The 12,672-nt window shown below is 58.0% G+C and carries 12 protein-coding genes and 1 pseudogene; 11 read left to right on the top strand and 2 right to left on the bottom strand.

Translation table 11 applies throughout. The features are described 5' to 3' along the window. Nucleotides 1-20: 20 nt before the first annotated feature. Complete coding sequence (locus ACV229_RS15645; RefSeq protein WP_448084179.1) at nt 21-128, bottom strand: hypothetical protein; 108 nt, start codon at nt 126-128, stop codon at nt 21-23. Nucleotides 129-507: 379 nt separating this feature from the next. Continuing rightward, complete coding sequence (locus ACV229_RS15640; protein ID WP_448084016.1) at nt 508-1,062, bottom strand: hypothetical protein; 555 nt, start codon at nt 1,060-1,062, stop codon at nt 508-510. Between ACV229_RS15640 and ACV229_RS15635 the strand changes: the two genes are divergently transcribed. The 11 genes and pseudogenes from ACV229_RS15635 (at nt 1,049) to ACV229_RS15585 (ending at nt 12,655) form a co-directional block, all read left to right on the top strand. After that, nucleotides 1,049-2,074, top strand: coding sequence for an IS110 family transposase (locus ACV229_RS15635; RefSeq protein WP_448084015.1), 1,026 nt, complete (start codon nt 1,049-1,051; stop codon nt 2,072-2,074). The two genes, ACV229_RS15640 and ACV229_RS15635, sit on opposite strands and share 14 nt — an antisense overlap. An 855-nt stretch (nt 2,075-2,929) precedes the next feature. Further along, nucleotides 2,930-4,054 carry an ABC transporter ATP-binding protein gene (locus ACV229_RS15630; RefSeq protein ID WP_448084014.1) on the top strand — a complete coding sequence of 375 codons (1,125 nt, stop codon included), beginning with the start codon at nt 2,930-2,932 and terminating at the stop codon, nt 4,052-4,054. Next, entirely contained in the window at nt 4,051-5,844 is a 1,794-nt protein-coding gene (locus ACV229_RS15625; protein ID WP_448084013.1) for an ABC transporter permease subunit, read from the top strand. Before ACV229_RS15630 ends, ACV229_RS15625 begins: the two co-directional genes overlap by 4 nt. Beyond that, on the top strand, nt 5,841-7,106 hold the full coding sequence (locus ACV229_RS15620; RefSeq protein WP_448084012.1) for an NAD(P)/FAD-dependent oxidoreductase: 1,266 nt from the start codon (nt 5,841-5,843) through the stop codon (nt 7,104-7,106). The genes ACV229_RS15625 and ACV229_RS15620 overlap by 4 nt, the downstream gene beginning before the upstream one ends. A 105-nt stretch (nt 7,107-7,211) precedes the next feature. Then, entirely contained in the window at nt 7,212-7,553 is a 342-nt protein-coding gene (locus tag ACV229_RS15615) for a RidA family protein (RefSeq protein ID WP_448084011.1), read from the top strand. Between the two features lie 14 nt (nt 7,554-7,567). Next, nucleotides 7,568-8,350 carry an HpcH/HpaI aldolase family protein gene (locus ACV229_RS15610; RefSeq protein WP_448084010.1) on the top strand — a complete coding sequence of 261 codons (783 nt, stop codon included), beginning with the start codon at nt 7,568-7,570 and terminating at the stop codon, nt 8,348-8,350. A 110-nt stretch (nt 8,351-8,460) separates the two neighbouring features. After that, the gene (locus tag ACV229_RS15605; protein WP_448084009.1) at nt 8,461-9,528 is read left to right on the top strand and encodes an ABC transporter substrate-binding protein; all 1,068 of its coding nucleotides are present in this window, start codon (nt 8,461-8,463) and stop codon (nt 9,526-9,528) included. A 111-nt stretch (nt 9,529-9,639) separates the two neighbouring features. Next, nucleotides 9,640-9,768, top strand: a pseudogene (locus ACV229_RS15600) (transposase); the annotation flags it as partial. Nucleotides 9,769-9,827: 59 nt separating this feature from the next. Beyond that, on the top strand, nt 9,828-11,036 hold the full coding sequence (locus tag ACV229_RS15595; RefSeq protein ID WP_448084008.1) for an NAD(P)/FAD-dependent oxidoreductase: 1,209 nt from the start codon (nt 9,828-9,830) through the stop codon (nt 11,034-11,036). Nucleotides 11,037-11,058: 22 nt separating this feature from the next. Continuing rightward, nucleotides 11,059-11,295 (top strand): 2Fe-2S iron-sulfur cluster-binding protein, encoded by a 237-nt coding sequence (locus ACV229_RS15590; protein WP_448084007.1) that lies wholly within the window; start codon nt 11,059-11,061, stop codon nt 11,293-11,295. 1 nt (nt 11,296) lies between these two features. Next, the gene (locus ACV229_RS15585) at nt 11,297-12,655 is read left to right on the top strand and encodes an FAD-dependent oxidoreductase (RefSeq protein ID WP_448084006.1); all 1,359 of its coding nucleotides are present in this window, start codon (nt 11,297-11,299) and stop codon (nt 12,653-12,655) included. Nucleotides 12,656-12,672 lie beyond the last annotated feature (17 nt).

Below are 12,672 nucleotides of genomic sequence, written 5' to 3'. Positions count from 1 at the left end.
GTGAGCACGCAGTGTTTCAACTAGCGGCCGCAGCAGCGTTCGCCGCGTGACCGACCCACTGCAAGCAGCGAGCGATCACGCTCGACGCCTTCTCGCGCGTACATGACCGACTGCCGGTACAGCGGCACGGGATCTGCGAACTTCGAGACCAGCACGTGCCAGCAGCCCTGAACCGGCGAGACCGCGTTCGATGGGACGACTCGGCGCAGGCACCTAAGAGACGTGGTCGCAACACACGCACGCAAACCTCGGGCGCCCGGGGGGTCTCGATTCACTCGACACAGTCTATCGAGCTAACAGCTCGATCGTCGCAGGCTCGGTTCCGCTTCACGCCCCACCAAGCGTAGCTCACATAACGGCCCCAACAGATTGCAGACGCGGTGATGATCGTCGGTGAGCGTCTCGGATACGCTGGCTGCTTGACTTGCCGGTGGCCTGTCCACGAGGTCGTCAAGCATCTTGCAACATAGTTGGGACGCTCCTGCGCCATACGCTTGCTATCCTGGATCAGTGCCCTGATCTCGAGCAGTTGCTGCCGTTATTCGATAACAGAGCATGCCTACCGGACCGTCGTGCGGTCGTAACCTTCTCAAGGGTTTCAATGAGTGTCGTGGGGCTGCGTCGCGCCGGCGGCATCTTCAGCCATTCGGGAACGCCCATGCCGAAGGTGCCATGCTGCGCAGAGGGCACAGCACCTGCGTGCACCAGCAGCGTTTCCATGACCGTTGCCTCGACAAGTGCGAGCAGACCATGTTCAACGTCCATCCAGATCGAACTGCCGCGATCCGGCAGCTTCCGGTCGGCGGGTATCAGGACGCGGCGCTCATGCAGCCAGGAATGGGCGTGCTGGAGCGGCTCGTCCAGGGGTGAATGATTCGGCGGCGTCCCGTTTCGCAGGTGATTTTTTGACCTCCTGACAACAGTCGGAGCCGATGGCAGCTTTATAAATAAATGCTCTGCGAAGGAACCACCAGATTTTACTGAGATGGACCCGACGCCCCGCTTCGGAGCACACTGACGGACTTCACCGGACGTCTGGAGGTTCATCATGGAAATCGACATGCTCGGTATTGATCTAGCGAAGCAGGTGTTCCAGCTCCACGGCGCCGACCGTCGCGGCCGAGCCGTGCATCGGGCGAAGGTTTCGCGCAGCACGCTGCTCGAATCCGTGCGCATGCTTAAGCCGAGGATGGTGGTCATGGAGGCATGCAGCACCGCCCACCACTGGGCCCGGCGGTTTCAGGCGCTGGGCATCGAAGTCCGGCTGATCAGCCCGCAATACGTTGTACCGTTCGTCAAGACGAACAAGAACGACCGCAACGATGCCGAGGCGATCGTCGAGGCCGCGAGCCGGCCCACCATGCGCTTCGTGACCGTCAAATCGATCGAGCAGCAGGATATCCAGGCGGCGCACCGCATGCGGGCCATCCTGCTGCGCCATCGCACTGCGCTGATCAACCAGATGCGCGGGCTGCTCGGCGAGCGCGGCCTCGCGATCGCTCGGTCTCCCGAGGCTTTCAAACGCGCGATGCCGCAACTGCTGAGCACCAGTGCCGACGAGCTGACGTCGTTTTGCCAGACACTGCTCACCGAGTCGTTGCAGCACCTGAAGGCAATCGAGGAGCGCATCCACTTGATCGAGGCCTCGATCCAGACATTCATGAAGCAATCGTCGCTTTGCAAGAAGATCGCGGCGGTGCCTGGCATCGGTCCGATTACCGCCACGGCCATCGTCGCCGCGATTGGCGATGCCCAGCAGTTCCGTAATGGTCGGCATTTGGCGGCATGGCTGGGCCTCGTGCCCAGACAATATTCATCCGGAGGCAAACCGCGCCTGCAGGGCATCAGTCGGCGTGGCGACACCTATCTGCGAACCTTACTCATCCATGGCGCACGGGCCGTGCTCCGCTACGTGAAAGCGAAGACCGATCCGCAAAGCCTCTGGCTACAGGAGATGATTGCACGACGGGGATACAACTGCACCGCCGTCGCGCCGGCCAACAAGAACGCGCGTGTCGTGCAGGCGCTGCTGAGCGGCGACGAGCCCTACCAACGGTCGAACGCCGCGGCCTGACCGAGTCGCGCAACTCTTTATGCAGAGTGGTACCCACCCTGGTTTTGCGAAGCTTCTCGAAGCGATGACGAAATAGGTTGAACCAGCACCCCGAAGCCTGTCTTTCGTGCCGGCTGCCGCTCGCGGCGAGCCGTGATTTTGCTAAGGACCGGGTGCGCGGATCTCATCGAGGCTGCGGGCGTGCTTCGGCGATCGCCCATCGGGCAAGCCGGATACATGCATGCAGACCGTTTCGACATCACGAAAAAGAAGCTTGCAAAAGGCGTTGGGTCCATACAAGCACGAAAGGACGATCACCCCAATGCGCGGACGAGACGGCAGCGAGGTGTCGGGTGACCTGAATCTGGTAGGCGATTGGATTGCGCACACTTATATCCGTGTATACCCTTGTTCTGCATGAGTGTCTGTCAGAGGACGTCGTACTGGCGAGCAGCGGCGTCAATTTGGCGAACTCCGTCGCCGGCTCATACGCGCCTCCGGTCACTCTGTCTACGGGAGAGGCAGTTCGACGACAGGTTGTACGCTAGAAGACCATCCCTAAGATATAAGAAAACTTCTAACTTAGCGGCATACATTTATATCGATCTTCGAAATATGTATGGATAAGCTGGATTCATCCAATCGACAGCGCCGTGGCGGACAGCGTATCCACTCAACCATCCCGATCACGACGGCGCCATCACAGTGCATCAATCCCAGAGCGGGGATAAGAATGAACCGTAATCACCCAATTGAACACCGACGGTGCCGCGTCCAATGCGCTGAAGGTTGCACCTCGCTTGCGGGAGTCGTGACCCAGGGCGGCAACGTGGTTTCTGATGCCGCGATCGCGTCTGCTAAGGGAGGCGCAGTCAAATGAAAACGCTCTCCGAAGTCGCACCGATCAACGGCGCAAGTCGATCAACGGCGATGGCGAAGCTGCGCGTGGAAGGACTCGCCAAACAGTACGGGGCAGTACACGCGCTACAGCCGACGAGCCTGTCCGTCTGTGATGGTGAATTCTTGACGTTACTAGGGCCGTCGGGCTCTGGAAAAACCACGCTTCTTTCTATGGTGGCCGGCCTGACTCCACCAACAGCGGGCGAGATTTGGATTGAAGGCCGGAACGTCACCAAGGAGCCCTCCTCCAAGCGCGGCCTCGGGATGGTGTTTCAGAACTACGCTCTGTTCCCGCATCTGTCAATCTACGAGAACATTGCGTTTCCCTTGCGGATGCGCGGCATCAGTCGGACGGAAATCGATGCGGCCGTTAGGCGCACGCTTGATCTTGTCAAGTTGCCGCACGTGGCTGACCGACTCCCGCGCGAAATGTCGGGCGGACAACAACAGCGAATTGCACTCGCACGCTGCATCGTCTACAGCCCATCGATCATTCTGATGGATGAACCTTTAGGGGCGCTGGACAAGAACTTGCGCGAACACATGCAACTCGAGATAAAGCGGCTGCATGTTGAACTCGGAATCACGGTGCTCTATGTCACTCACGATCAGGAAGAGGCATTTGCGATGTCTGATCGAATCTGTCTGATGAACAACGCGCAGATCGAACAGATCGGGACGCCACACGACCTTTATTTCCGACCGAACACAACATTCACAGCAAGCTTCTTGGGAGAGTCGAACATCTTCCCGGGCACCCTGTCAGGCTCCAACGATGACCTGGCTCTACATCTTCGGCAAGGTGAGGTAATCCCCATCGGAGCTCGTGCCAACTTCTCCTCAAATAGCACGGTCAACTGGATGGTTCGGCCTGAATCTATTGACATCCGCAATGGAGGCTCGGTCAAGCTTCGAGCCAACGTCCGAAACATCATGTTTGCCGGAGGTGTGACGCGGATCCATCTTGCTCTCTCGGATGGCTCGATGATCGTCGCCAAAGAGCTGACCTCTGGACGCCCATTACCCGAGATCGGCGCCGATATCTCGGTTGGCTGGTCTCGCGATGACGTCATTTTGCTGCCTGAGGGGAGCAATTCATGAACGTGTCGCGAGCATCGAATCCCATTATCGCGTCGTACTGGAGCCGGCTTCGTCATTACGGCCCGATTCTTCCGTTATTCATCTTCCTGGCGACATTTTTTTTCGTACCAGTCGGAAAGATATTGCTTCTGTCGCTCGAAGACAAGGACGGGATACTGTCATTTGTCAACTACGCGAAGTTGCTAAGCGATAGCGTCTACATTGACGTTTTGATTGTCACATTCAAAATTGCTGGCTGGACGACGCTACTCTCGGTTGCGGGCGGGTTCCCGATTGCATATCTCCTCGCCAGCTACCGCGAAGAACGCAGAAATGTCCTCGTCATATGGATTCTTGTTCCGTTCTGGACCAGCTTCTTAGTAAAGACATTTGCGTGGATGATTCTGTTGGGTCGAAATGGCCCGATTAATCAGCTCATCATGCTGCTGCATCTGTCAGACCATCCGATAGCTCTTTCGTACAATTTCACGGCAACGCTCATCGGGATGACTCATGCCATGCTCCCACTGGCAGTCATGACGATGCTTCCGGTCATGCAGAGTATCGATCCGAACTATCTAAAGGCGGCAGATACGTTAGGCGCCGGGCGAGCGCAAACATTTTGGCGTATTCACTTCCCGCAATGCATGCCCGGCATCAGCGCGGCTGCGATGATGGTCTTCATCACCTCGCTCGGCTTCTTCATCACACCAACATTGTTGGGTGGGGCGCGCGAAACCATGCTGAGTCAGGTGATCATCACCCAAATACAGGAGCTTCTGAACTGGCGATTTGCCAGCGCCCTTTCCGTTGGACTGCTGCTGGCGTCGCTGACAGTCTTTGCGATATTCGACTACCTGATGGGCCTGTCGACTATCACTGGTCAATCTGCTGACCGGACCTCCACTTCATCAGGCGCTGTTCGTCGGGGGATTGGTGCGCTCGGCCGCGGATTCGTCAATCTGGCAGGTACCGTTACTGCAGCGATTGGTCGTCCAGTTGCCAAGGTGGTTCCTGCACGCGCGCTCAGTCTCGCGGGGCCGGGATCACTTTGGTTAATCTTCGTCGTGATCGTCGGCTTTCTGGTGCTCCCTGCCATCTTTGTCATTCCTGCTTCTTTAACGGCTGGCCGTTCTGTGACGTTCATTCCTCAGGGTGTTTCGCTCCGTTGGTACGATGCTTTCCTGGGCTCGGACGATTGGATCAGTGCGATTGTGAATTCGTTACTGATCGCCGTGTCTTCTGGGCTGTTTGCGATGGTTCTTGGAACCATGGCGGCATTCGTTCTAAGTCGCCGCGCGATGCCGGGGAAGACGGCCATCCTGGCACTGATCCTTTCGCCCTTGATCGTTCCTCGTGTCGTCATCGCTGTTGCGCTGTTCTATCTGTACTCGCACATCGGCCTTGTCGGCACCTTAACTGGCGTGGCACTCGGGCACACGATTCTTGCCATCCCCTATGTGGTCATCACCGTCATGGCGGTCTTGAGCACGCATGATCAGCGCCTGGAGCACGCCGCCGCAACGCTCGGCGCCGGCCGCGCGCAGACGTTCCTGCGCATCACGCTTCCGCTGATCAAGGCAGGCATCACTTCGGCGTTCCTATTTGCCTTCGTGACCTCTTTCGATGACCTGACGATCGCGCTTTTCGTCACGGGAGGATCCATTAACACTCTCCCCCGTCAAATGTGGTCAGACCTACTGCTTCAAATCAATCCGACTCTCGCCGCAGTTTCGACTGTCATTTTGTTCTTCATGATCGCCCTCCTGTTCATCAACGAGACGCTGCGTCGTCGACTTCGGAGGCGATGACGATGGCAAAGCACATTGTCGTTGTGGGTGCCGGCATCATTGGATCTTGTACCGCGCTGGAGCTTCTTACCCAAGGCCACCGAGTTACGATTCTTGACCCGTGCGTCCCTGGGGGCCCTCAATCCGCGAGCTATGGTAACGGCACGTGGATTAGTCCTGGATCGATCATCCCTGTCGTAACACCGGGGTTATGGAGGCAGGTCCCCGCGCTATTGTTGGACCGCAATGGACCTCTGGTCGTTCGGAAGGCACAGCTTGTCAGCCATTTGCCCTGGCTCGTGCGCGTTCTCTTGGCCAACGCGACGAAGGCGAAGGTCGCAGCCACGGCTGGGGCGCTTGGATTCCTTCTTGTCGACGCCCCCGACCGCTATCGCCATCTCGCCGCAACGATAGGTCGGACCGACTTGATGTTGAATAAAGGCCTCCTGCTTGCATATTCAGATCGTCAGGCCTTTGAGGCAGAAGCATTCTTCTGGCAACTTCGTCGTGAATCGGGTCTTCGCTGGACCGAGCTTGATCAGTTTGCGCTCCGGCAGAGAGAGCCATTTTTATCCGATGACTATCGCTTCGGAATCCTGGTTGACGATGGGAATCAGTGCATTAATCCGGGCGAGTTCGTGTCAGAAGTCGTCTCTGCCGCCGTCGAGGCAGGCGCGACGCACGACATGCGAGAGGCTATCGGACTGGATATCGACTCAAACGGCCGCGTGTCCGTTCGTACGAGGAGCGGAGAAATCTTGTGCGACTACGTCGTAATTGCAGCGGGAGTTCATTCCAAGATGCTTGCTGCACAGGCAGGCGACAAGATCCCGATGATGAGTGAGCGCGGCTACCACGCTGTCATTAAGAACCCTAAGGTTTGGCCGCACAGCGCATTGATGGCTCTCGATAGCAAGATGTCGATCAACACGACACCATCCGGGCTTCGTCTCGCTGGACAAGTAGAGATAGCCGGGTTAACTGCGCCGCCGGATTGGAACCGAGTGGAATTAATGATCGACCGAGCACGCAAGATTTTTCCAGGCCTTGGCGTGCGTGAGGACATGGACGTGGAGCGATGGATGGGGCACCGACCATCCACCAGCGACGGCCTTCCAGTTATAGGAGCCTCGCGCCGCTCAAAGAACGTTCTCTATGCTTTCGGGCATGGACATATCGGCCTGACCGCTGCACCTAAGACAGCAAGCATTGTGGCCAACCTGGTCGCCGGCCATCACCACACACAAGCCACAAGAGCATTCGATCCGGAGCGCTTTCGCTAGCCGATGAGGAGCGGTATGTAGCAATCAAAAGGCAAGTTTGACAAGCAATCGTTATTGGTTTTCCCACTTAATCGCCGCGTTGCGGCCAAGAATGAAGGAATTAAAATGAAGAGATTGGATCAGAACTCCCGCAGAAGCCGGGCCATCATTGCCAATGGCACGATTTTCTTTGCCGGCCAGGTTGCCGATGACAAGAGCGCCGGAATCGAAGTTCAGGCTCAACAAGCATTTACCAAGATCGACAAGCTCCTTGAGGAAGCAGGTTCGAGCCGCGAAAAGGTCGTCAGCATCACGATCTGGCTGAAGACGATGGATGACTACGATGGCTTCAACAAGGTATGGGACGCTTGGGTTGTTCAAGGCTCCACCCCCACGCGTGCTTGCGCAGAGGTACGGATGGCAGACGAAGGATATCGCGTCGAGCTTTTGCCGGTCGCCATCCTTTGAATGGAGACACGCTGATGATCGTCTCAAAAGACCTTCGTTCAATGCTATCGGAGAAGGAGCAAGGGCTCCTTGGATGGTCAGAGGTTGCGGATCCGGTGGTCGTTGGGATGCTCGGCCGTGCGGGATTTGACGCCGTTCTGCTTGACGCTCAGCATGGCCTCCATGACTGGAACTCGCTGCAGGCCGGGATTACCGAGGCAACTCTGTGCGGGATTCCATCGCTAGTTCGAGTCGGCGTGGGAGCCACAGCGCTGGCGGCGCGCGCCTTGGATATGGGGGCCGCAGGCGTGGTCGCACCGATGATCAACTCTGCCGAGGAAGCTCAGCGGTTCGTCGACGAGGTCAAATATCCGCCTGTGGGTCGCCGCAGTTGGGGGCCGAGTCGAGCGATGCAACTTGCCGGGATTGATCATGGAACGACCTTTCTCGCCGGCGCCAATGATCGGACGGCTTTGATCGCCATGGTTGAGACCCGCGGCGCCCTGGAGAATCTGGCCGATATTTTGGCCGTTCCAGGTCTCGATGGAATCCTGGTGGGGCCGGGTGACTTGTCGATTGCTTTGTCAAACGGAACGCTAGACCCAAATGGGAGCGCCGTGCGGAGCGCCATGAAGGAAATCGTTCAAAAGACGCGTCAACATGGAAAGATTGCGTGCGCTTACGCAGCAAACCCGGTGCGAGCGTCTGAGCTGCTGGCCGATGGATTTCATCTGGTCTCGGCGGGATACGACGGATCGCTCATCGAAAATGCCTTCCGGCAAGCCGCCGCTGCTGCTCGAAACCCGGTAGCCGGTTGATCGCTTATTGGAAGTAGAAAGTACGTCGCCGGCGAAGCCGCCGGCGGTGTGTGGAGTCTTCCCAGGTTGTATGTCCTCGCTCTTCCTATAGGGTTGGAAAGGAAATCGATATGTCGGAGTATCTTCGGATTCTGAATAGCCCGTCTCGTCGTCGCATTTTGGCGAACGGTCTTGGCATAGTTGGGGCTTCACTGATTGGTGGTCGATTTGCATGGGCTGCAGACAAGATCACAGTGGCTGATCCCGGCGGCGTTTATACCATTGGCTTCGGTAAGGCCTTCTATGCGCCGTTCCGAAAGACGGGAGCGGAACTGGTCACGGTGTCGCGCGACGCAGAGCCGAGCAGCCAGATGAAGGCGCAAGTAGAGGCTCACTCCTATATTTGGGACGTGGTCTCGCTTTCATTGAACTCCCGCCGGCTTCTGTCTACGGCTGGACTGCTCGAACCGTTGAATCTGTCCGGTCCCGAGTGGAATCAACTCATTCCTCAAGCGCGCCAGAACGACTGGATGGGGACGAACGTGTATGGCAGCATCCTTGCCTACCGCACCGATACCATGAAGACGCGTCCGTCGAGCTGGGCCGACTTCTTTGACCTCAAGAAGCATCCCGGCCGCCGCGCGATGCCTAGAAATCCAATTCAATCACTTGAAGGCGCTCTGCTTGCGGACGGCGTCGACCCAAAAAAGCTCTACCCACTGGATGTCGACCGCGCGTTCCGAAAGCTTGACACCATTAAGAAGGATGTCGCGGTGTGGTGGACAAGTTTCACCCAAACGACACAGTTGCTTCAAAGTGGCGAGGTGGATATTCTGCCAACCAGTAATGCGCGCGCGCAGGCAGCCATTGACAATGGAGCTCCAGTAGAGATTATCTGGAACGGTGGCCAGTATGGCCTAGAGGGCTGGGCAATTCCTCGCGGGAATCCGCGTGCTGAGCAAGCGAAGAAGTTCATTAGCTTCTGCGCCAACGGGGCGCTCCAGGCACTGTACACGGACGATCTTGCTTACGGGCCGACCAATTCGTCGGCCTACAAGTCCATTAATGCCGCTCGTGCGAAACAGCTTCCTACATATCCGAGCAATTTCGCCAAAATGATTCAACTGGATGATGCCTGGTGGGGGGCCAACAAGGACGCCATGTATGCGCGCTTCAACGCCTGGCTGTTGAAGGGTTGATTTTGTGGCGTGAGCTCGCCGTTAAGGTTAAGTCTGAGGCTAGTTGTTCCCAGATGTGCAGTTGATCCGCGAAAACGGACACCTATTCTTTTTTTAAGAGGAGGCCCCGAAATGGGCAAGACTCGTACGTCGTACCCAGCGGAATTTCGGGCGCATATGGTGGAACTGGTCGGGGCCGGACGCACACCGCAAGAGCTTGCGCGCGAGTTCGAGCCGACTGCGCAGACTATCGTCAACTGGGAGTGAGGCTGCCCGGATAAGCTTGAGTCACCATGGATGGAGGCTAACGGGCACACGGAATGGCAAGAGCAATGAGATCAGGCGTACACGTCATCGTGATAGGAGCTGGAATCGTTGGAGCGTCTGCAGCCTACTTTCTGAGCCAGGCGGGACATGCGGTGACGGTGCTCGATGCGGAGACGCCAATGGCAGGCGCGTCCGGTGCCTCCGACGGCGCTGTCTCTGTCGGCAGCAAAAAGCCTGGCTTTTTGATGGATGTGGCGCAACGCGCACGAGACTTCTATGTTGAGCTCGAACGCACTGGGGTTCTTTCGGGTCTCTTTCACAGGCGCCCGGCGTTCCTCTTTGCGCGCAACGACCTCGAGGCGGAAGTCCTGTCGCTGCACGCGACTGATCTACTCAACTCGGGGGTGCGGGTTGATCGGCTGGATGTCGACGACCTGGCCCGGGTGATTCCCGGTCTTGGAAGAAGCTCGATCGTGTCGGCCGTCTCCGTGCCAGATGACGGGCACGCGATCGGATACCGGATCGTGGATCAAATAATGAGCCTCTCGGGTGCGCGCGTGATTCGCGACGCGGTTGCGCGCAAGATTCGCGTGGAACAGGGGAGGGCAGTTGGTGTGGAACTGGATACGGGATTCCTCGGGGCCAACTCTGTCCTGGTTGCGGCAGGTCTGGGCTCGAAAGACCTGGTTGGACTCGGCGAGATCCTCCGGCCGAGAAAGGGGCAAATCGTCATCACGGATCGAGCGACCGACAACCAGCCTGCGTTCTCTGGGTCGCTGATGTCTGCGGCGTACCTCGCTGCCAAGCGCGACGTCTCGGCATCCAAACGTGCCCCGGTCAGTCTGGTCATCGATCCGCTATATACCGGACAATTCCTCATCGGCGGAACACGCGAAGATGGACTCGGGGACCGCGAGACTACGGTCAACCACGTTTCGACAATACTGAAGCAAGCATTAGCTGTCTATCCACCGCTTGCACGGCGCAGGGTCATCCGCACGTTTTCCGGAGTACGGACCGCGAGTGTCGACGGTATGCCAATCGTCGGCACCCATCCGTCAATTGAAGGACTCACCATCGCAACGGGCTTTGAGGGTGACGGTATCTGTCTCGGACCTCTTATGGGGCAAATTGCTGCCGGAATCGTTCTGGGCGAGACCTGCCCGCTTGATATCAGTCAGTTGTCTCCGGCACGCTTTGCCAATCTGGCTAACGAAAACCCAAACTGGGCCACGACGCATTCACCCGTACGACACCTGTAGCTAACACAAGCGGATAGATGCAATGAGCTTCTTCTATTGGTACAAAACGCGGGTCGAATATAAGGATGGCGAAACGTTTTCCGTTGCGCTCGGACGCGCTGGTGTCACGGACTTTGGTCCGACGCCAAACGGTGGTGCAGCACGCTTCTTCTGTGGAATCGGTCAATGCCAAGGATGTTTGGTATCCGTAAACGGGGCCTCGCAGGTCGAGTCTTGCCTGACACCCGCCACACCTTCCACTGTGACCTCTGGTTTTTGAGATGAAGATGTCCTCTGTATATGACGTTCTTGTCGTAGGCGCCGGACCGGCCGGTACCGCTGCCGCGATCGAATTGGCGTATCGAGGCGCCAGGGTGCTTCTTGTGGAGCAACGACCAACGGCCGGAGGTGCCATTCATCGGGCCGCGCATGACGGTGGCTCCAGCACGGTCAGGATGCCGGCCAGGCACAAAAGGAACTGGGCTCGCCTAAAGGGCGAGCTTGAAAGGCTCGCGGGCCGGATTCGTCTACTCACCGAAGCGGTCTGTCTCGGAATCGACGGGGATGGCATCTGCCTTGTGGATCATCGACCGACCCATCAGGTAAAACTGGTCAAGACTGGGGCGATACTTTTTGCAACGGGTGCCACGGAGCGTGTGCCTCACGTTCCAGGATGGAATTTCCCTGGCGTGGTAACGGCGGGTGGTCTCCAGGTGCAGATGAAGGAAAGCGGGGAGGCGCCGCGTGGACGGATTCTCATCGCTGCCAGTCGGCCGCTGCCAATCGCTCTGGGAGCGCAGTTGGTGGAACTCGGGAACGCGCCAGTCGCCATTCTGGAGGCCGCACGACCGTTCCACAACGTGCTGACAAGTCCGGCAGCGGTCCTTGGCTTGGCCACGGGGCAGAAGCAGATCGTTGAAGCGCTTGGCTACTTCGGGACGTTGTGGAACGCCCGCGTCCCCTATCGGACAGGAATCCGGGCAAAGACGGTGCGCCGCGAAAAGGGGCAGCTTGTCGTCCAGACGACCGACGGCGGGCTGAAGGACGCTGAATATGTTGTGGACGTTTTGGTGCTGCATGATGGTCTTGTCAGGAACGATCGCGAGATCCCGACAAGCGACGTGCATGGACTGGTTGTCGCCCGGGTGGGAGACTGTAACCGGGTACTGGGTGCCGATGCCGCCATCAAAGAGGGGCGGAAGGCGGCACGATTGATACTGGAAAGGATGTCCGGTGTCGTCCGTAGAGAACCTCCTGCGCAGCATGACTTCGCGGGACTCTTCCAGCGCTCGCTCTGGCGGTTGTTCGAAAAGCCGTCGGTGCAGATCACCGAAGATACGGTTATCTGCCGATGCGAGAGGGTGAGCGGAGGGGATCTCACAACAATGAACTTGCAATCGCTACGCGAATTGCGGCTCGTCGGGCGCGTCGGGATGGGGCTATGTCAGGGCCGCTTCTGCGCTCACGCGGCAGGCCGGGCGACTCCCGAGAGGAGCGCCTGCTTTTCGCCTTCCGAGATTGACGGGACGTCTCTGCGATGGCCCATTAGGCCCGTTTCCGTCATGGCGCTAGCCGCGGCTGAAGAACTGGATCCGGACGGTCTGGCGACAATTGCTTCTGCCGGCCGCAGATCTAGTTGACATCAGATATCCGGACA

Source organism: Burkholderia sp. MR1-5-21, from assembly GCF_053427715.1.
This window is presented reverse-complemented; position numbering and strand designations above follow the sequence as displayed.

Coding starts and splice junctions, on each gene's coding strand:
- ACV229_RS15635 (WP_448084015.1), top strand. CDS start 1,049: ATGGAAATCGACATGCTCGGTATTGATCTAGCGAAGCAGGTGTTCCAG.
- ACV229_RS15640 (WP_448084016.1), bottom strand. CDS start 1,062: ATGTCGATTTCCATGATGAACCTCCAGACGTCCGGTGAAGTCCGTCAG.
- ACV229_RS15630 (WP_448084014.1), top strand. CDS start 2,930: ATGAAAACGCTCTCCGAAGTCGCACCGATCAACGGCGCAAGTCGATCA.
- ACV229_RS15625 (WP_448084013.1), top strand. CDS start 4,051: ATGAACGTGTCGCGAGCATCGAATCCCATTATCGCGTCGTACTGGAGC.
- ACV229_RS15620 (WP_448084012.1), top strand. CDS start 5,841: ATGACGATGGCAAAGCACATTGTCGTTGTGGGTGCCGGCATCATTGGA.
- ACV229_RS15615 (WP_448084011.1), top strand. CDS start 7,212: ATGAAGAGATTGGATCAGAACTCCCGCAGAAGCCGGGCCATCATTGCC.
- ACV229_RS15610 (WP_448084010.1), top strand. CDS start 7,568: ATGATCGTCTCAAAAGACCTTCGTTCAATGCTATCGGAGAAGGAGCAA.
- ACV229_RS15605 (WP_448084009.1), top strand. CDS start 8,461: ATGTCGGAGTATCTTCGGATTCTGAATAGCCCGTCTCGTCGTCGCATT.
- ACV229_RS15595 (WP_448084008.1), top strand. CDS start 9,828: ATGGCAAGAGCAATGAGATCAGGCGTACACGTCATCGTGATAGGAGCT.
- ACV229_RS15590 (WP_448084007.1), top strand. CDS start 11,059: ATGAGCTTCTTCTATTGGTACAAAACGCGGGTCGAATATAAGGATGGC.
- ACV229_RS15585 (WP_448084006.1), top strand. CDS start 11,297: ATGAAGATGTCCTCTGTATATGACGTTCTTGTCGTAGGCGCCGGACCG.